Source organism: Flavobacterium sp. (genome assembly GCF_036515215.1).
GTDB lineage: Bacteria > Bacteroidota > Bacteroidia > Flavobacteriales > Flavobacteriaceae > Flavobacterium.
Genome location: NZ_DATBVQ010000096.1, coordinates 1 through 19,472 on the forward strand (window position 1 = coordinate 1; position 19,472 = coordinate 19,472).

Below are 19,472 nucleotides of genomic sequence, written 5' to 3' on the forward strand. Positions count from 1 at the left end.
CGTTACAGTTGGGACTGAAACAGAAGCGACTATGGGAACTGGACAAAATGGCAATCCATCTTCCTTTGCACTAACCGCAACTCCGAGTGCTTTGCTAATTAATGCAGTGGGTGGCAACGGAGGTATTTGGGCCTCTACCAATAATTCTTATAGTATTGGAGGAGCAAGTGCTACGACCGGAAACATTGGAGGGACCACCTCTAGTGTTTATGGTGACCCCGGATCGAATGCAACAAATACATTATCCGGTGCTGGAGGGAATTCCGGTGGTGGCGCATTAGGAAGTGCTGGCACAAATGCAGTTACCTCCACCCCTGGGAGTTTATATGGTGGCGGCGGCTGTGGCGGATTTACAGGCGGTCCTTCTGATAGACTTGGAGGTATTGGTGCAGAAGGTAAAGTCGTCATCACTACAAATCCAATTTCAGCTCAAGCAATTAATATTCAAGGAAACGCCATTTCAATTGCAGACGCAGATGCAACTCCCTCACTAACTGATGGAACTGATTTTGGTTCCACTCAAATAGTGTCAGCCCCAATCACAAAGGTTTTTACGATACAAAATACCGGTGGACAAGTATTAACCATAGGAGCTATTTCTTTTTCCGGAACCGATGCCGCCAATTTTACCGTGACCACAGCACCAAGTTCGTCTGTTGCGGCCGGGTCAAGCACTACTTTTGTAGTGACATTCAATCCAACCGCAACCGGAATCAAAACAGCAGCAATTTCGATTGTAAATAACGATAGCGGCCTTAACAAAAATCCTTACAATTTTAGCCTTCAAGGAACAGGAACTACCGCCTTTTTTGATAGCGACGGAGATGGAATTTTTGACAATGTCGATATTGACGATGACAATGATGGTATTTTGGATACTTCCGAAGAGAACTATTGTAATCTTTTGAACGGCAGTAAGGTAAATTATAAATTTCTAAATGAAACTTTTGGCGAAGGAACAACAAGAACCACAATCAATACTACCTACGGTTCGGCAACCACTACTTATACCTACGAAGGCGGTCCTGGTGAATTATTTGACGGCTTATATACGGTGGGTTCTGACGTACAAGCAACAGCCCCTTCTTGGGCTCCCGCTTATTGGTATAACGGACTAGATCATACTGCTGGCGATACAAACGGAAGAATGGGTATATTCAACGCTGCCGAAACACCGGGAATCTTCTATACTGCCCTAATAACCGGAGCTTTACCAAATACCCCAGTTACTTATAGTTTTTGGGTGATCAACTTGGACCGGACAGACGCCCCTAGTATTGGCACCAGAATACGACCAAATATCAAAGTAGAATTCAGGGATGTTAACGACGCGGTATTACAGACAATAATTACTGGTGATATTGCGCCAACTACAGCTGGAAATGCCGTCGGAGATTGGTATCAATTTACCGCCAATTTAACTTTTAATGTAAGTACATTCAAGGTAGTCTTCATCAACAATAACCCAGGTGGTAATGGTAATGATTTGGCGATCGACGACATCGCGATTACACAAAACTTATGCGACGAAGACAGAGATGGCATTGCAGATGTTTTTGATTTAGATTCTGATAATGATGGTATTCCCGATGTAGTTGAGGCTGGTTTAGGAAATTTGAGCGCTGGTAAAGGAAAAATAGCTGTCGCCTGGGTTGATGCTAATGCCAATGGAATGTATGATGCGGCCGAAGCCAACGTGGCCCTGGATTCTGATGGTGACGGTGTCCCGAATTATTTGGATTTGGACAGTGATAATGACAGTGTTTTTGATATAGATGAGTCCGGCGCAGGAAATACAAACGCCGTTGCCGGTTACCTTAATGGCGATGGAGACAGCAACGGTGACGGGACAGGTGACGGACTTGAAACTGAAACTTTCAGGAGTAAAGATACCAATGGAGACACTATTTTAGAAGGTTTCGGCGACGGAATATTGGATATTTTTGATTATGGAACGGCTGCCAATCAATATGGAAATTTAGGACAAGGAATAGCAACAACTTATCTAAAAGATACTGATGGAGATGGAATCCCTGATTATTTGGACCTAATATCGAATGGTTCAACTTTCGATATTGCAAATAATAAACTTATCTATGACTATAAAACTATAGACGCCAATAATGATGGTATTCTGGATGGTGCAACAGATATTGATAAAGATGGTGTTTTAGATTCTTTCGACACCAATACAGCACAGTTTGGATCCCCAAGAGATTTGAATACCAAACTGTTTCTTGATTTTGACGGCCGAAACGATTATGGTCAAAGCACGGCTATTCTGGGAGGCTTGGCCAATGCCTCGCTGATGGCCTGGATTGATTTGAATCCTGCCTTCTCAGCAGATGGAGTTGTCGTGGGGCAAGATAATTTTCAAATAAGAATTACCAGTGGTAAGCTTCTTGAGGCTGCTGTAAATGGATCGATATTGACTTATCCTGTTGCATTGAATATCTCGCAATGGTACAACATAGGTGCAACTTATGACGCGACCAATTTGAAGCTGTATTTGAACGGTGCCTTGGTAGCAACCAATGCCGTAAGCGGAGCCATTGCTGCCGATGCATCATTGCTTACGCTTGGAAAAAACCCCAGCACAAACAGCAAATATTTCAAAGGGAAAATTGACGAAGTACGTGTTTTCAACCTTGCTTTGAACGCTTCCCAATTACAAAAAATGGTCTATCAGGAAATTAAAAATAATGGTTCTGAAATACAAGGTGAAATTGCTCCCAAAAATATTGCCACCTCGCCTGCCTCTTTGCCGTTTGCCAATTTGTTGCGCTATTACCGAATGGATACTTACAAAGACGATATTATTGACGACCTGACCACCTCTGCCGTGGATATTACCGGAACGAAAATCTACAACCATAAAAACATTTATGTGCAACAAGCGCCGATGCCTTTCCTAACGGAACGTACCGGAAATTTTGCCACAGCGGTAAATAGCCCGACTAAAGAAATACGAGGATTAGATATTATGGATCAGGATTGGTCTATTGTAAAAGTACTGCATGACATTACCGAAACTTCAAATAATATCGATTTAGGGATGATCGTAAATCCAGGAATAAATATCGCAATGAATAATGATACCAAAATACAAAATGATTGGTATCTAAAACTAGACGGAAAAATAGACTTGGTTGGAAAATCACAATTGGTACAAACCACTGAAAGCACCCTGGATGTGACCAGTGCCGGTTTCATCGGAAGAGATCAGCAAGGACAGGCCAGTAAATACAATTACAATTACTGGAGTTCTCCGGTGAGTCCTATAAATATGATTGCGAACAACATGGATTACACTGTTGCCGGTATGATGAAAGATGGAACTACTACAACACCACAAAACATAAATTGGATTGGTGGTTATGATGGGGCACTTAGCTCCCCTATTAGTTTAGCGCGATACTGGATCTATAAATTTGATAATTCTGCAAACGCGTATGCTAACTGGTCTCAAATAAGCGAAACAGACTTATTGCGCGTTGGGCAAGGGTTCACACTAAAAGGGAGTGGTGCACTATCTGGAACTCAAAACTATACCTTTGTAGGGAAACCAAATAATGGAACAATTGATTCAAACAGTGTTAGCGCCGACCAATTGCTTCTAACCGGAAATCCATACCCTTCTGCAATGGATGCCAATGCGTTCATAAATGACAATTTAACTTCTATGGATGGTACTTTGTACTTCTGGGAACATTACGCAACTAACGACACGCATATTCTACGGGATTGCCAAGGTGGTTATGCCACAAGAAATTTAACAGGCGGAGTTCCTGCAACCTCATCTGGGATAGATTTCATAAGTGGTTTAGGATCTACCTCCAGAGGTATTCCAAATCAATTTATACCGGTGGGACAAAGCTTTTTTGTATATGGGAATATCGGTTCAGGAGGCCCTATTATTTATAAAAATAGCCAAAGAGGTTTTCATAAAGAAGATGAGGTTGGGGTTTCGAATGTTATGTATAAATCTATTACTAATACTAAAAAAGATGAATTTTGGAATGACAATAATAATGACATTATAGAAAAGGATACGTACAAAAGAATTCGTCTGGGTTATAATTCCAGTAATAATTATCACCGTCAGGTATTGATAGGATTCATGGACGAAAAAGCGACATCTGGAATGGATTATGGTTATGATGGGCTTAATTTTGACGATTTCCCCAATGATATGTTTTTATTGAAAGGTGAAAACCAATTAGTAATTGAAGGCGAAGGCTTTTTTGACTCAACGGCTTCCTATCCTATTGGCGTAAAAACAGAAGTTGAAGGTAAAGTAAGTTTCGTTATTGATGGTTTAGAAAACTTCGAGCCGGACCAAGCTATTTATATTTTTGATAATGAAACGGAAGCATATCATGATATTCGAAATCAAGCTTTTGCAGTTCAGTTGCCTGTAGGTCTAAATAAATCCCGTTTTTCTCTACGATTTGTAAAAGCAACACTAGGTGTTGAAGAGGAAACCATCGTTGATAATTCGATTAAAATTCATCATTTGCAAAACACAAACCTACTTATAATCAATAACGGACTAGTAGATGTAGCTGTTCAAAAAGTAACATTGTACAATGTTAACGGTCAATCTGTCACTTCTTGGAAGATAGAAAATCAGGAACAAAACAACATTCAAATTCCAATTGGAAATTTAAGTTCAGGGGTATATATTACTAAACTAAAAACTTCAAAAGGAGATATTAGCAAAAAAATCATCATTCCTTAACTAAAACATAATTAAAAGAAAGTGTCTTTTCAGTCAGTTTTTAATGGTTCAAATTTAAAATAAAAAAAGCACCTTAAAAAAGAAATCATACAATCTGTATTTTCGAATTAGTCTAAAATAACGTGTTAAAATGCCGATATAGTATGAAAATAGTTCAATTTTCATCGGACTATATTGAAAATATAATCGGTATCAATTCAATCGATAGGAACAGTTCATCGATATGTAAAAGGAGTGGATCAAAAAAAGCTTTTTGTTAAAATTAATACACTTATAAATGAGCAATTTTAGTTATATAAAATTATAATGCCTAAATTATTTAAGCAAAATAATATATTTCCACAACCTTTTTTTGCCCTACAAAACAATCTGAAATAGTTGTGTTGTTCTGGTCACCTTGCAGGACATGACAGGTGTGGTAGTTAGACCAATGATGCCGTCTTTTGGGACGGGAGCACTTTATGGCGAATGGCTTCGTTGATTTTGGGTAATTTGGAAATTAAAATAACTGGGTTTTGTATTGCCATACTAAATGCACAAATAATATCAGATAAAGAACGCAAATCAAGAACTGTATAAAAGTAGAGGCTAAAAATCCTATAAAGGATCCGGAAGCTGCTTTTAAAGCGCGGCCGTGGTTTTTAGAATCAAAAAGTAGCTCGCCAATTAATGCACCCAAAAAGGGTCCTATTAAAAAACCAAAGGGGATTGGAGCAAGAATGCCAACAATCAGACCAATGTTGGTTCCCCAGATTCCGTATTTGCTTCCTCCGAAGCGCTTGGTTCCTTGCGCAGGGATAGTATAATCAAGGACAGTAATTATAAGTACAATTACAAACGTAATACTCAAGACCCAATAATTTGCAGGAATTGCCTTTGTCAAGTATAGCAAAGCTATTCCTACCCAGCTTATGCTTGGGCCAGGCAAGACGGGTAAAAAGCTGCCCAGGATGCCTATCAGCATGCAAACGAAACCAATGATTAAAAGTAAGACATCCATAAAATAATTTTAAGTAATTTTGCAAAATATAAAAGTACCTATTATTCCTTGATGGAAATAATGAAAAACCGGGCGTTTTTTTGAAAGCTACTAATATTAGTAATTTTAGAAAGAATGTCAAAAATATTAATTGTATTTTTATAAACTGTACGACCAATTCAAAAACCAGACATTGAAGCAATATTACTTTTTTTTAGTATTCTTACTTTTTAATTCATGCCAATACTTCGAAAAGCAAGTGCCTTCACAAAAGGAATTATTGCAAAAGGAGTTGAAAGCGATCAATTGGAAAGAAGTTGACGAATATCCATCATTTGTGGATTGCGATAAAGTAGAGGACAAAACAGAACGGCAACACTGTTTTTTTCAATACCTGACTGAACTGATACAGGATAAATTGAGCATTGACACACTTTCGGTGCTTTATCCGGAATTAGATACGATAGAGGTGAAAGTCACCATTTTTCCCAATGCGAAGATGAAATTCGAACCACAGTTTCCAAAGGATTCGGTAGCTTATGATACCATTAAAATCGACAGTATTCTCACGGCCAGACTGATCGATTTCCCAAAGGTGAATCCGGCAATCAAAAGGGGGATTCCCGTAAAAACACAATTTATACTTCCGGTAATCCTTAAAGTAGAGTGATTTTTGGAGCAATTTCCTGCTATACATTGCAATCTTTTATGCCGAACAACGGCACAAAAGGATTTTCATTTCTATCAGGGCTAGGTTCATAATCTTGCATCAAAACCGTCTCCCTTTCCATTCGTATTTTCCAAACAGGGAATAAAAACCCACGGATACGCTAAAAAAAGGATAGAGTAGGCTACCCAAAATGTAATGACTAGTTTTTTGCCCAAGAAAAGCATTCGTTTTAAATATCAAAACGGCGTCGACTGAAAATTTGAGCAGCGATACAACAATTACATATTCGATTGGCGTAAGCCCGAATATCCAGAACCCGACTGTCAATATCCAGCACAAGTTTCCCGTTAAGACAACAAGACCCAACAGTTTTCCGAAACCACTTTGATAGGAAGTCGTTTTGGAAGCCCAACGCACGCGTTGGTGAAACAACGATTTCCAGTCATCCAGAGGTTTGGTCGAAACGATGTTGTTTTTTGATTTTAAATAGTGGACTTTGCCAGGGAATTGCGCTATTGCTTTCTGCAGTAAAAACACATCGTCTCCGCTGGCAATTTTATCATTGCCGTCAAAGCCGTTCAACTCCTGAAAAAGGGTTTTGCTGTAGGCCAAGTTGGCGCCATTGCACATAAACCCTTTCCCCAATCCAAAACTTCCGATGGTCGCCCCTTGTAGGCTCGCCAAATCTAGTTGTTGGAATTGGTGCAGGAACGAATTGCCGCAATCATAAGTTACCGCGCCGGCAATCATCGAAACTTTCTGATTCTGGATGTAATTATCTAGGGTCAATAACCAATTGGCTTTTACTATGCAATCAGCATCTGTGGTGATAACCCAATCCGTGTTTACAACATTCATTGCGGTTACGATAGCGTCTTTCTTAGGTGAATTTGTAAGTCTGATATTGTCAATAATGCTAAGTTTAAACTTAAAACTTGGAATTTGAAACTTTTCTTTCGATTGATCGTCAACCAGAATCACATTAATCCAATCCATGGGATAATTCAATTTCGAGAAGCTATCCAATAAAATTGGCAGATTTTCGGTTTCGTTTCGAAAAGGGACGATAATGGTGAATGCTGTCTTTGGCTTTAAGCCAATAGAATCATAGTTTTTTATTTTTGTAAAACCATAAATAAGTAAGCTAATAACCAATAGATAAACGCTCAAAAAAGTAATTATGACCATAGTTTACATGAATGAATTAATTAGGTTGTCTTGTTCTCCCTTCGGGGTTAGTGGTCTTTCAAAACTAAGTACATAATAGCTGCCGATGAAAACAGGCAGAACAACGTTTAAAAACCACATCAGTGTCGACACAAAAATAACAATCCATTCGTTTACGCCCAGAATGCCAAAGAAAAATATGGCAACACTCCCTTTTACGGCAAAGTCCAAAAACTGAAAAGTGGGCAAGGAGGATGCCAAGAAATAAACGCTGGTCACGGCGGACATCAGTGTCAAGTAAGGCAAATCGACATCGAAAGCGAGAAACAGAAAATAATATTGGTGCGAAAAAACAATGTAGCGACAAACTCCTAAAAGGATATTTCGCTGATGGATTTTCTTGGGAATTTCATTGATCTTGTGAATGAGTTTCTCGATGGAATAGCCTTTGATTGTTAGTTTTTTTACCGAAAACAATAGTACGGAAGTGAAAATTAATATGCCGAAAAGGATCGCGACCGTTTTGGTGGTGATGACATTGTATTTTGCATTAAAATACAACAAACCAAATATCCCAATGATTACCGTCAGCACCATTTGGATTCCATTGCAAATCAGGTTCAGGAAAACTACTTTCTTGGTTTCCGATTTTTCATAGTACAATGCTTTTCCGGCATATTCGCCGACCCCGTTTGGGGTAAAAATCCCTGCGGTCAGTGCGGCCAAAACCTGTTTTGTGGCTTCAGACACGGAAATAGGTTTGAGATAGGAAGCAAGGTTTTGCCATTTCAAAATCTCGAAATACCGGTTTAACACGCTCAAAAGTAAGATAAAACTTATTCCCAAGACCGACTGGTTCTTTTTGAATTTAGCGATAAACTGCACCCAGTCCAGTTTGTCATTATTGGCCAGTTGATCGTAAATGAAATAAAATGCGCCAGCCACAATCAAAACTTTGATTATAAGAACGAGGAATTGTTTAGTTTTGTGTGGAATTGAAATCATACCGCAAAGAAAAGAAAAAGTATCTTGAAAATGCAATTTCACAAAGATTCACGGAGAAATTATTAAGCAGCGCAAAGTTTTTTTGTTTGGTCGACTGTCAAATTAATCTTTGTGGAACTCTCTGTTAGCTTTGAGTATCTTTGTGTAATAAAAAACTAAAACTTTTGGCAAACGAACGCATCATATTAGGGATTGACCCAGGGACAACGATAATGGGTTTTGGTTTGATAAGAATCGTAAACAAAAAAATGGAGTTTTTGCAGCTCAACGAATTGCAATTGTCCAAATATGACAACCATTACCAGAAACTAAAAATCATTTTTGAACGCACCATCGAGTTGATCGACACCCATAACCCGGACGAAATCGCTATTGAAGCGCCTTTCTTTGGCAAAAACGTGCAATCGATGCTGAAGTTGGGTCGAGCGCAGGGCGTGGCAATGGCAGCGGGACTTTCGAGAGACATTCCCATCACCGAATATGAACCCAAAAAAATAAAAATGGCCATTACCGGAAACGGAAACGCCAGCAAAGAGCAGGTTGCCAAAATGCTGCAGCAATTGTTGGGATTGAAAGAATTACCCAAAAATCTGGATAGTACAGATGGATTGGCAGCAGCCGTTTGTCACTTTTTCAATTCCGGAAAAGTGGTAGGCACGAAAAGCTATACTGGTTGGGATGCTTTTGTGAAACAAAACGAAGAACGAGTTAAAAAATAGTGATCACTGTTCAGTATTCAGTTTTCAGAACTGACCTCTGACGACTAATTACTGACCACTTATATATGTCAGGAATCTACATACACATACCATTCTGCAAGCAAGCTTGCCATTACTGCGACTTTCATTTTTCGACTTCGATGAAAAAGAAAGACGAGATGGTTTTGGCTTTGGCCAAAGAAATTCAAGTGCGCAAAAATGAATCCGAGAACGAAATCGTGGAGACGATTTATTTTGGGGGAGGAACGCCGAGCGTATTGACTTCTGAAGAAATTGATTTCCTGATAGCGGCAGTTTATGAGAATTATACGGTTATAGACAATCCCGAAATAACGCTGGAGGCCAATCCAGATGACTTGTCGAGCGAAAGAATTCTTGAACTGTCGAAAGGCAGAATCAACAGGTTGAGCATCGGAATTCAGTCTTTTTTTGAAGATGATTTGCGGATGATGAATAGGGCGCACAATTCGGCGGAAGCCCAAAAATGTTTGGAAGAGGCGAGCCGTTATTTTGACAACATTTCGATTGATTTGATTTACGGAGTTCCAGGAATGAGCAATGAAAAATGGAAGAAAAATATCGAAAAGGCTTTGTCTTTCGGGATTCCACATATTTCCAGTTATGCCTTGACGGTGGAGCCCAAAACGGCTTTGAAGAAACTAATTGATACCGGAAAAATAGCTGAGCCAAATGACGAAGTGGCTCAAGAACATTTTATGATTCTGGTGGAAACGCTCGAAGCGAATGGCTTTATTCATTACGAACTGTCTAATTTTGGCAAGCAGAACTATTTTTCCAAGAACAATTCGGCCTATTGGCTGGGGAAAAAATATATAGGAATCGGACCTTCGGCACACAGTTATGATGGTGTTTCTCGCAGTTGGAATATTGCTAACAATCCATTGTATATTAAATCCATTGATGCGGGTAAACTACCAAATGAGATTGAAATCCTATCCCTTTCCGATCGTTATAATGAATATGTCATGACAGGATTGCGCACCATTTGGGGAGTTTCTTTGGAAAGAATCAAAAGTGAGTTTGGACAGTCCTATTTGGATTATTTAATGAAGCAAGCCCAGAAATTCCTGAACGACGAATTGCTTTTTATCGAAAATGGCGTTTTGAAACCCACAAAAAAAGGAAAGTTTTTGACGGATGGAATTGCATCGGATTTATTTTACTTAAATTTGGAATAAAGTGCAACACAGATAAAACGGATGCAAGCAACACAGAAAAAAGTTGTAAAATCCGAGTTAGAATATCTGTAAAATCCGCGTTCTATTATGCTAGCAATTATCAACAATAAATTTCAAGTCGATTTATCAAAACCCATTGACATTTCGATTCCATTATCCAATACAGATTCCAACCCAATAGCTTGGTATATTAATAAACCAGTAATTGAGCCCGTTAAGTTTGATGAATGGGTAGGGAAAGTTTCATCAGGAATGTCTTCCACTAATTTCAACAACATTCAATTCAACCCTCACGGTCACGGAACCCATACCGAATGCTTGGGCCATATTACGCATGATTTTTATAGCGTGAACCAAGCCTTGAAACAGTTTTTCTTTATTGCCGAATTGGTTTCGGTAACTCCAGAAATTGAAAACGAAGATTTGGTAATCACCAAAAGTCAGATTGAAAAGGCTTTAAATGGCGAAAGACCCGAGGCCATTATTATTCGGACCTTACCAAATGATTCGAGCAAACTTTCTAAAAAATACTCACATACTAATCCACCATTTCTGTCTGAAGCTGCCGCGCTTTTCATTCGCGAAAGCGGAATTCAACATTTATTGATCGACTTGCCAAGTGTGGATAAGGAAAAGGATGAGGGGAAACTTTTGGCCCACAAAGCGTTTTGGAACGTGACTGATGTTAAAAACCTAAATCCCGATGCCCGAATGGACGCCACAATAACAGAAATGATTTATGTTGCTGATCATGTAAAGGATGGCAGTTATCTGTTGAATCTGCAAATAGCCTCTTTTGAGAATGATGCCAGTCCCAGCAAACCGGTTTTGTACTCCATAATAGAGGGCAAATAAGAAATTTAAAATTAAAAGATGAATCTGGAAATGTATTACGAGTATTGTCTTTCCAAAAAGGGAGTGACGGAACACTTTCCCTTCGACGAGGATACCTTGGTATTCAAAGTGGGTGGAAAAATGTTTGCTCTATCCTCACTAAGTCAATGGGAAAAAGGCGAGCCCTCGGTCAATTTGAAATGCGACCCGGAACGCGCACTGGAATTACGTGCGCAATATTATGATATAAAACCGGGATGGCACATGAGTAAAACCCATTGGAACACGGTTGCCATAAACAAAGAAGTTCTTGACACGCTCGTAAAGGAACTCATCGACCATTCCTATGAGTTGGTTCACAAAAGTTTAACTAAGAAAATGCAGAATGATATTGCGGAATCATAAAATTAGGTATTACTTTTGCATGGGATTTTTTTATATGCTGAAATGACTCAGCATATCAGACAAATCTGAAATAAATTCAGCTTAAAATGAAAGAACAGATCAAGAAATTTTTAAACGAGGAGCAAGATCCTAAAGCCATCGAAAAAATCACTTCAAAGCTGAATGATTTGCTGATGAAAAATGAAGAAATAGGTTATATCGGGGTTCAGAAGAAACCTGCACTTACCGTTTTTCCGGATAGTATTGTGATGACTAATAAAAGAATCATCATTTGTCAACCAAAAAACCTGGGTCTGTCCATGGATTTTACTGACTATACATGGGATGATGTAGAAGGCGCTTTTGTTAAGGAAAACATTTTGGGGTCCGTATTTTCATTTTCGACCAAGACGGACATGCAGGTTTCTATTGACTATATTCCAAAAACGCAGGCGAGAAAGATGTATACATTCGCGAAAGAGCAGATAGATATATTGAAAACAGGAGCCATTTTTAATAACGTAGTGGCTGAGGAAATCCAATTTGAAATCATAGATCCAACTGAGGAAATTGAGGAGATGGAAGCGGAAGAAGTAAGCAATTTTGCTGAAATCATGCCAGTTTCACCACCCAAATTTTATCCAGAAATTGAATCGATTGATGAGGTTCAAGAAACTCCAAAGGATAAACTGCTGAGTGAACTGTCCCAAGACGCGCTTTTTGAAAAATTACAGAATTACAAAAAACTGCTTGATAACGGTTTGATTCTGCAAGGAGAATACGATGCATACAAAAAAGAGATTTTGAGTTACATGTAATATTCTTGATGTCTTGAAGTAGAAAGTCATAAAGTCAAAAACAGCTTAAACGTTTTTGACTTTATGACTTTTTGCTTCCTATCAGTTGGACTATAAAGTCCGTTTTTGCTTTTCGACAAAATTATGGGCCTGTAACTCTAATAATTCGGTTGCTTTTTTGCGCTGCAAGTCATAAAGATTATTGTCCCGGGCAATGTCTTCGTACACTCTGTCATGCATGGCGGCACTCGTCTTCACTAGCAATTCCCTTTGGTACTTATCTTGCGTTATTGTAGCTTTTAGGGCAGTTTCCAGGTCTTCCAGTTTGAAATCATATTCACCTTTCGGGGAAAGTAATTTGGCAATGATGGGAGAAGTTTCGATGGCTAAAAACAATAACATGATAAAGAAGGAAGGCAACCACGGCAACTTATCCAAAGCGTTTATTCGTGCCATCAGACCATCAAAACCATCAATTATAGGCTGTGTTTCGGTTACTTTTTTATCTAAATCAGTTTGAAGCGTTTTAGCTGTTTTGTCTAATGCGGCAATTTTTGCCAAGTTGGTTTTTTGCAAAGTGTCCAATTCTTTTTTCGCCAGATCGTGCTTAGCGATTTTTTCCTTGAACACTGGGCCTTTGCCAAGTTTTTTCGTGCCGGCAGTTCCTTCAGCTTCCGCAATATAGGTCTCATAATAGGCATTGACCTCTTTTTCTTTTTTGGTAATGTCAGCTTTTAATTTCGCTGTTTCGGCCTTGTTTTTGTCTAGGTCCGATTTGAAATAATTGGCGACTTCTTTTTTGTTTTCCAAAGCCATTGCGTTTTTCTCTTTCAGTAAAACGGTATTGATTTCTTTTTCGAAAATTTTAATTTCCAGTGGTTTCGAAATAACTATGGCAATGATAATTGCCAAAATGATTCGGGGTGTAGCCTGTAAAAACTCACTTCCGAATTTGTCTCTTTTTCGAATAGTGGAAACAATAAAACGGTCCAGATTAAAGATGAGCAGGCTCCATACCAATCCAAAAAGCAAGGCGGGATAAATGCTGTCAAAAACGGTGAATAGGGCATAAGCACTGGCGATAAACGCCATCACTGCCGTAAAGAAAACAGTGGCGCCAATGCCTACATGTTTGGTTTGCTCCCCTTCGGAACAACCTTCCAGTAGCTTCTTGTCAGCGCCGGAACAAAGGATAAAAAATTGTTTTAACATGATGATTTTTTTGATTGATTGATGAGTGCAAATGTAACGCCAAAAACCCAATAATGTTGTATTGTGCTGATACGTTTTTGTTTAGGGGTTTATTTAATGCAAAAAGAGCCGCTCCAAAGGAACAGCTCTTTTAATTTGAATTAACAATTAAATTATGCTTGGGGCGCTCCTGCCATAATTTCGGCATTTGCAAATTCTTCAAATTTGGCGAAGTTGGCTTTAAATTTTCCTGCCAGCTCAACCGCTTTAACATCGTATAAATTTTGGTCCTTCCAGGTGTTTCTAGGGTTTAGAATCTCTGAAGGAACTTCAGGACATGTTTGCGGTATTGCAATACCAAAAACAACGTGATTTTTATACTCTACAGCATCCAATTCTCCGTTTAGGGCGGCGGTAATCATAGCACGGGTATATTTCAGTTTCATTCTGCTACCGGTTCCATAGGGACCACCAGTCCATCCCGTATTGATAAGCCATACCTTTACGTTGGCATCTTTTATTTTCTTGCTCAACATTTCCGCATATCTGGTTGGGTGTAACGGCATAAATGGCGCTCCAAAACAAGCCGAAAAATTAGGTTGCGGCTCAGTAACACCCGCTTCTGTTCCAGCGACTTTGGCCGTATAACCTGATATAAAATGGTAGGCTGCTTGTCCCGGTGTCAATCTTGAAATTGGAGGCAAAATTCCAAAAGAATCGGCCGTTAGGAAGAATATATTTTTTGGGTTTTTCCCGATAGAACCAGGTTGGATATTGTCAATGTGGTATATTGGATAGCTTACTCTAGTATTTGGAGTAATTGAAATGTCTTCAAAATCGACTTCAGTTGAATCTTTTTTCAAAATAACATTTTCTAGGATGGCTCCCTTTTTGATGGCTCTGAAAATATCAGGTTCGTTTTCTTCTGAAAGGTTTATCACTTTAGCGTAACACCCTCCTTCGAAATTGAAAACGGTGTTTTCATTTGTCCAACCGTGTTCGTCATCCCCGATCAATTTTCTTTTCGGGTCTGCAGAAAGTGTTGTTTTTCCCGTTCCTGACAAACCAAAGAAAATGGCCGTGTCGTCTTTATCTCCAACATTGGCGCTGCAGTGCATCGGTAAAGTGTTTTTGAAAACTGGCAATATAAAGTTTAGGGCTGAAAAAATCCCTTTTTTCATCTCACCCGTATATCCGGTTCCACCTATAAGAACTACTTTCTTGGTGAAATCCAGAATGGCAAAATTGCTTTGACGAGTCCCGTCAGTTACGGGGTCTGCCAAGAAACTAGGAACGCAAATCAAGGTCCATTCCGGTGTGAAATGTTCAAGTTCTTGCAGTTCAGGTCTCAAAAACATATTGAAACAAAATAAGTTTGCCCAAGGGGTTTCGGTAACCACACGAACATTTAGTCTGTAATTAGGGTCTGCACATACATAAGCGTCTCTAACGAAAATTTCTTTGTTCGATAAATAGTCGGTCACTTTCTTGTACAAAGCATCAAATGCTTTAGGCTCAAATGGGAGGTTTACTTTTCCCCACCATACTTCCTTTTCAGTAAGGCTATCTTTTACGATAAATCGATCTAAAGGAGATCTTCCTGTAAATTCTCCAGTATTAATGGCTAAAGCTCCAGTCGAAATCTCAATTCCTTGACCTGACGCTACGGTCATGTCGTGCAATTCGTTGGCTGATAATTGATAATGAATCTTTGCGTTTTCAATTCCTATGTCTTTCAACGAAATCGATTGCGTAAACGGTGTGTTATTATTCATAAAATTATGTATTGTGTAGTTTAATTTATTGAGTGCAAAAGTAGAACTTATATTTTAGATACGTTTTGATTATCTTAATTTTGTTATTTTTTCTTAATAAAATTGATAAACAATACGCCCCAAGCCAGTATTAGCAGTAGCCCACCGATGGGAGTGACAAAACCGATGACCCTGAAATCGAAGGAAGTGATGTTGTTGGTAGCCAACAAATAAATGGATCCCGAGAATAAACTGACACCGGAAAGCACCAAAAAATAGATTGTTTTTTTTGTTTTTTCAGGTAATGCAGTGATCATACCAACAAACATTAAAAAAAATGCATGGTACATCTGATAACGCACTCCTGTTTCAAAAGTGACTAATTGTTCAGCAGGCAATACTTTTTTTAGGGCATGTGCGCCAAATGCACCTAAAATGATTGCTGCCATCCCGAAAACGGCTCCAGTTGAAATTAATTTTTTATCCATTTTTAATGAGATTTTTTCTTTGCAAAAGTATTTTATATCGCGCCAAAGTGAAAGAAATTCGATAGATAGTTTGTTTTTTTATTTTGGGAGGAATCCCAGTAGTTTTTGTTGGCATTAATGTTGAAAACATATTTGTGATTTTCACGTCGAGCGGTTGTTATAAATACAACAATTTTGTATGTTTGTGTTATATTTATTGAAACATGAGAACGATTTTAATTATTGGTGCAGGCAGATCAGCATCTTCGTTGATACAATATCTTTTGGATAAGTCGGAAAAAGAGAATTTGCACCTTATCATAGGTGATTTATCGATGACCTTGGCGCAAAAAAAAACAAACAATCATCCCAATGCAACCCCAATCGCTTTAGATATTTTTGATAAGTCCCAAAGAACGGAGGCGATCCAAAAAGCGGATATTGTTATCTCGATGTTGCCTGCGCATCTTCATATCGAAGTGGCCAAGGATTGTGTCCTTTATAAGAAAAGCTTGGTGACCGCTTCCTATGTTAGTGATGCGATGCAGGAATTGGATGCGGCCGTAAAGGAAAACAATCTGATTTTCATGAATGAGATTGGCTTGGATCCGGGTATCGACCACATGAGTGCCATGAAAGTCATTGACGAAATAAGGGATAAAGGTGGAAAAATGCTTTTGTTTGAATCCTTTTGTGGTGGACTTGTAGCGCCTGAATCCGATACGAATTTGTGGAACTATAAATTCACTTGGGCTCCTCGTAACGTTGTGCTGGCGGGACAGGGCGGTGCAGCTAAATTTATTCAAGAGGGAACTTATAAATATATACCTTATTGTAATTTATTCAGAAGAACAGAGTTTCTCGATGTGGAGGGATATGGCAGATTTGAGGCCTATTCGAATAGGGACTCCTTGAAATATAGAAGTGTTTACGGATTGGATAATGTACTGACCTTATATAGAGGGACTATTCGTCGGGTTGGTTTTTCAAAAGCCTGGAATATGTTTGTCCAATTAGGGATGACTGACGATAGTTACGTTATGGAAGATTCCGAAAATATGAGTTACAGACAGTTCGTGAATTCATTCTTGCCTTACCATCCTACGGATTCCGTGGAAATTAAAACACGGTTGATTCTCAAAATTGACCAAGATGATATTATGTGGGATAAATTGTTAGAGTTGGATCTGTTCAATGACAACAAAATTGTAGCTTTAAAAGATGCCACACCTGCCCAAATACTGGAAAAGATTTTAAACGATAGCTGGACATTACAGCCAGAGGATAAAGATATGATCGTGATGTACCATAAATTCGGATACGAATTGGATGGCGTAAAGAAGCAAATCGATTCGAAAATGGTTTGTATTGGTGAGGACCAAACGTATACTGCGATGGCCAAGACCGTGGGATTGCCGGTTGCAATGGCCACTTTACAAATACTAAACGGGAAGATAACTACTCCGGGGGTACAATTGCCCATACGTAAAGAAGTGTATTTACCTATCTTGAAAGAATTGGAAGAATATGGCGTTGTTTTTAAAGAACAAACGATGCCGTATTTAGGGTATAAGCCCGATAAAGAATTTAGTTAGCCCTTTTTTAGATTTTGTAGTAAGACGAATCCGCCTCAAATGGAAGCGGATTTGTTGTTTTAGAACTATCATTAGTCTGTTTGAATAGTAATTGGTAAACTGTATTGCACTCTTACCGCTTTGTTTTCAATTGTGCCCGGAATCCAGTTTGGGGATAGTTTTAAAACGCGAACCGCTTCTTCGCCAGTTCCATAACCCATGTCGCGAAGGATTCTAAATTCAGAAAGGCTTCCGTCTTTTTCTATCATAAATGTTAAGTATACTTTTCCTTTCAATTTCGTTTTTGTAGCTTCTTCCGAAATTTTAAAATTCTCGGCTACAAAGCTATAGAAAGCTTCCATCCCTCCTGGAAACGTGGGATTTATTTCTAAATCTGCGGCTTTGTACACCTGATCCTCATTGCTGTTATTGACAGTCAACTCAACATATTTTGGCCCAACAGCCATGTCATTTAATTGCTTGTTATTTGCAGAAGCTGTTGCTGGTGGAGGAGGTGGCGGAATATTTTTCTTTTCTTCAGTTGTGAGTTGAGAGAATTTTTTATCGGCTGTATTATTGCCATTCTCGTCTTTAATTTTAAAAGTGGTGTTTTCGAAATATTTCTCCATTCCGGTCATTACAGCCGTCGATTGGATTGCGGTTTCTGTTCTCTTTTCCTGAGCGACAGTTTTTACGCATAAAAGGAAAACGATTCCTGAAAATAGGGGCATCAATACCAGTTTTTTCAACATGGATCTTGATGCGGATGTGGTTTTTGTCATCATAATTAATCTTTTTTTAGTTATCGAATAGTTCAAATTACTGGCCAAGTAATAGCTAGAGTTCGCGTTTGCCACTGATAATAGCAGATTCTGGTAAAACGGAACATTGTTATAGGATTTCACGACCTTCTCGTCTGCAAGGAATTCGTGGTTGAGTTGTATCGCTTTTTTATAAAAAATAAAAATGGGGCTAAACCAAAATAGCAGTTTGAGAATTTCAATAAACAAAATGTCAAGCGTGTGTTTTTGAGTTACGTGAATTAATTCATGAGTATATAATTCTGCCTCAATTTTTCTATTGTGGTAGTCCGTTTCGTTGATGAATATAGCGTCCAAAAAAGTATGTGGAAGTGTTTTCTCTTTAAGCAACACCAGTTTTGAGTTTTTGTAGTCAATGACTGGATTTGATTTTATTCTGGAGGTTAATTTTCGAATGTTTCTGACAAAGCGGATCACAAGTGCCGAAGTTACGATGGCATATATAGCCCAAAGAGAAATAATCCAGTAACTCACAGAGTCTTCTATAATTGCCATCGTTGCTTCGCCTGGCTTTATCGAAGTTTTCCCCATAAAGGGACTTGCCGATTCCCGTATCACTTCGATTGTTGTAAACGGAATACCGAATGAAAAGACTAGGCTAAACAACAGGTAAAATCGATTGAACTGATGCATTTTTTCTTTTTCCAAAAGGAGATGGTACACGGCCAATAACACGGCCAAGGAAAGCGTCGATTTGATTATGAAGTCTATCATTGTTTCTTTTTTTGAAGTTCGCTATCTATAATTTTTTTGAGATCTTCCAATTCCGATGACGATAAGTTCGTTTCGGTCGTGAAGAAGGAAGCAAATTGCGAGGCCGAATTGTTGAAAAAATTGGTGATTAGGCCGTTTACGTGTTTAGAGAAATAGTCGGTTTTTTTTACCAACGGATAGTATTCCCTGGAATTTCCAAACTCATTGTAAGCCACAAAATCTTTGTCCATCATTCTTTTTAATAAAGTGGCAACCGTAGTTGTTTTTGGTTTTGGTTCTGGGAAAGCTTCCAGTAAATCTTTCATAAAAGCTTTCTCTAGTGTCCAAAGATGTTCCATTAGTTGTTCTTCGGCCTTAGTTAATTGTTGCATTTTATTTGATTTTTTTAGGTCTTGTTTTTATTAGCATGAATTTCAAATGCGGTTGGTATTTACCTTCATTTATTATTATCTATCT

Annotated in this window: 16 protein-coding genes; 8 read left to right on the forward strand and 8 right to left on the reverse strand. The window is 38.6% G+C overall.

The features are described 5' to 3' along the window. The first annotated feature begins 31 nt into the window (after nt 1-31). Entirely contained in the window at nt 32-4,741 is a 4,710-nt protein-coding gene (locus tag VIH09_RS06770; protein WP_331579199.1) for a choice-of-anchor D domain-containing protein, read from the forward strand. Nucleotides 4,742-5,240: 499 nt separating this feature from the next. On the opposite strand, the gene VIH09_RS06775 is transcribed toward VIH09_RS06770, so the two are convergent. Continuing rightward, nucleotides 5,241-5,741, reverse strand: a complete 501-nt coding sequence (locus VIH09_RS06775) for a DUF456 domain-containing protein (RefSeq protein ID WP_331579201.1) — start codon at nt 5,739-5,741, stop codon at nt 5,241-5,243. A gap of 172 nt (nt 5,742-5,913) precedes the next feature. Between VIH09_RS06775 and VIH09_RS06780 the strand changes: the two genes are divergently transcribed. Next, nucleotides 5,914-6,390, forward strand: a complete 477-nt coding sequence (locus VIH09_RS06780) for a hypothetical protein (protein WP_331579203.1) — start codon at nt 5,914-5,916, stop codon at nt 6,388-6,390. Between the two features lie 99 nt (nt 6,391-6,489). Here VIH09_RS06780 and VIH09_RS06785 read toward each other — a convergent pair whose 3' ends face one another. After that, nucleotides 6,490-7,578 carry a glycosyltransferase family 2 protein gene (locus VIH09_RS06785; RefSeq protein WP_331579205.1) on the reverse strand — a complete coding sequence of 363 codons (1,089 nt, stop codon included), beginning with the start codon at nt 7,576-7,578 and terminating at the stop codon, nt 6,490-6,492. Nucleotides 7,579-7,581: 3 nt separating this feature from the next. Further along, nucleotides 7,582-8,562: a hypothetical protein gene (locus VIH09_RS06790; protein WP_331579207.1), complete on the reverse strand. Its 981-nt coding sequence runs from the start codon at nt 8,560-8,562 to the stop codon at nt 7,582-7,584. Between the two features lie 164 nt (nt 8,563-8,726). Between VIH09_RS06790 and ruvC the strand changes: the two genes are divergently transcribed. The 5 genes from ruvC to VIH09_RS06815 all read left to right on the forward strand — a co-directional run bounded on the left by ruvC (nt 8,727) and on the right by VIH09_RS06815 (nt 12,516). After that, nucleotides 8,727-9,281 carry a crossover junction endodeoxyribonuclease RuvC gene (ruvC, locus tag VIH09_RS06795; protein WP_331579209.1) on the forward strand — a complete coding sequence of 185 codons (555 nt, stop codon included), beginning with the start codon at nt 8,727-8,729 and terminating at the stop codon, nt 9,279-9,281. 65 nt (nt 9,282-9,346) lie between these two features. Beyond that, entirely contained in the window at nt 9,347-10,480 is a 1,134-nt protein-coding gene (gene hemW, locus VIH09_RS06800) for a radical SAM family heme chaperone HemW (protein WP_331579211.1), read from the forward strand. A gap of 87 nt (nt 10,481-10,567) precedes the next feature. Further along, the gene (locus VIH09_RS06805; RefSeq protein WP_331579213.1) at nt 10,568-11,335 is read left to right on the forward strand and encodes a cyclase family protein; all 768 of its coding nucleotides are present in this window, start codon (nt 10,568-10,570) and stop codon (nt 11,333-11,335) included. Between the two features lie 18 nt (nt 11,336-11,353). Further along, complete coding sequence (locus VIH09_RS06810; protein ID WP_331579215.1) at nt 11,354-11,719, forward strand: MmcQ/YjbR family DNA-binding protein; 366 nt, start codon at nt 11,354-11,356, stop codon at nt 11,717-11,719. 86 nt (nt 11,720-11,805) lie between these two features. Beyond that, entirely contained in the window at nt 11,806-12,516 is a 711-nt protein-coding gene (locus tag VIH09_RS06815; RefSeq protein WP_331579217.1) for a PH domain-containing protein, read from the forward strand. 90 nt (nt 12,517-12,606) lie between these two features. Here VIH09_RS06815 and VIH09_RS06820 read toward each other — a convergent pair whose 3' ends face one another. The 3 genes from VIH09_RS06820 to VIH09_RS06830 all read right to left on the reverse strand — a co-directional run bounded on the left by VIH09_RS06820 (nt 12,607) and on the right by VIH09_RS06830 (nt 15,928). Beyond that, nucleotides 12,607-13,707 carry a DUF4407 domain-containing protein gene (locus tag VIH09_RS06820; protein WP_331579219.1) on the reverse strand — a complete coding sequence of 367 codons (1,101 nt, stop codon included), beginning with the start codon at nt 13,705-13,707 and terminating at the stop codon, nt 12,607-12,609. Nucleotides 13,708-13,859: 152 nt separating this feature from the next. Then, entirely contained in the window at nt 13,860-15,461 is a 1,602-nt protein-coding gene (pckA, locus tag VIH09_RS06825) for a phosphoenolpyruvate carboxykinase (ATP) (RefSeq protein ID WP_331579221.1), read from the reverse strand. A gap of 83 nt (nt 15,462-15,544) precedes the next feature. Beyond that, nucleotides 15,545-15,928 carry a DUF423 domain-containing protein gene (locus tag VIH09_RS06830; protein WP_331579222.1) on the reverse strand — a complete coding sequence of 128 codons (384 nt, stop codon included), beginning with the start codon at nt 15,926-15,928 and terminating at the stop codon, nt 15,545-15,547. 203 nt (nt 15,929-16,131) lie between these two features. Here VIH09_RS06830 and VIH09_RS06835 point away from each other — a divergent pair, with 203 nt between their 5' ends. Next, entirely contained in the window at nt 16,132-17,502 is a 1,371-nt protein-coding gene (locus tag VIH09_RS06835) for a saccharopine dehydrogenase family protein (protein WP_331579223.1), read from the forward strand. 71 nt (nt 17,503-17,573) lie between these two features. Here VIH09_RS06835 and VIH09_RS06840 read toward each other — a convergent pair whose 3' ends face one another. After that, complete coding sequence (locus VIH09_RS06840) at nt 17,574-19,016, reverse strand: M56 family metallopeptidase (RefSeq protein WP_331579224.1); 1,443 nt, start codon at nt 19,014-19,016, stop codon at nt 17,574-17,576. Then, nucleotides 19,013-19,387 carry a BlaI/MecI/CopY family transcriptional regulator gene (locus VIH09_RS06845; RefSeq protein WP_331579226.1) on the reverse strand — a complete coding sequence of 125 codons (375 nt, stop codon included), beginning with the start codon at nt 19,385-19,387 and terminating at the stop codon, nt 19,013-19,015. Before VIH09_RS06845 ends, VIH09_RS06840 begins: the two co-directional genes overlap by 4 nt. Nucleotides 19,388-19,472 lie beyond the last annotated feature (85 nt).

Coding starts and splice junctions, on each gene's coding strand:
- VIH09_RS06770 (WP_331579199.1), top strand. CDS start 32: ATGGGAACTGGACAAAATGGCAATCCATCTTCCTTTGCACTAACCGCA.
- VIH09_RS06775 (WP_331579201.1), bottom strand. CDS start 5,741: ATGGATGTCTTACTTTTAATCATTGGTTTCGTTTGCATGCTGATAGGC.
- VIH09_RS06785 (WP_331579205.1), bottom strand. CDS start 7,578: ATGGTCATAATTACTTTTTTGAGCGTTTATCTATTGGTTATTAGCTTA.
- VIH09_RS06790 (WP_331579207.1), bottom strand. CDS start 8,562: ATGATTTCAATTCCACACAAAACTAAACAATTCCTCGTTCTTATAATC.
- hemW (WP_331579211.1), top strand. CDS start 9,347: ATGTCAGGAATCTACATACACATACCATTCTGCAAGCAAGCTTGCCAT.
- VIH09_RS06805 (WP_331579213.1), top strand. CDS start 10,568: ATGCTAGCAATTATCAACAATAAATTTCAAGTCGATTTATCAAAACCC.
- VIH09_RS06810 (WP_331579215.1), top strand. CDS start 11,354: ATGAATCTGGAAATGTATTACGAGTATTGTCTTTCCAAAAAGGGAGTG.
- VIH09_RS06815 (WP_331579217.1), top strand. CDS start 11,806: ATGAAAGAACAGATCAAGAAATTTTTAAACGAGGAGCAAGATCCTAAA.
- VIH09_RS06820 (WP_331579219.1), bottom strand. CDS start 13,707: ATGTTAAAACAATTTTTTATCCTTTGTTCCGGCGCTGACAAGAAGCTA.
- pckA (WP_331579221.1), bottom strand. CDS start 15,461: ATGAATAATAACACACCGTTTACGCAATCGATTTCGTTGAAAGACATA.
- VIH09_RS06830 (WP_331579222.1), bottom strand. CDS start 15,928: ATGGATAAAAAATTAATTTCAACTGGAGCCGTTTTCGGGATGGCAGCA.
- VIH09_RS06835 (WP_331579223.1), top strand. CDS start 16,132: ATGAGAACGATTTTAATTATTGGTGCAGGCAGATCAGCATCTTCGTTG.
- VIH09_RS06840 (WP_331579224.1), bottom strand. CDS start 19,016: ATGATAGACTTCATAATCAAATCGACGCTTTCCTTGGCCGTGTTATTG.
- VIH09_RS06845 (WP_331579226.1), bottom strand. CDS start 19,387: ATGCAACAATTAACTAAGGCCGAAGAACAACTAATGGAACATCTTTGG.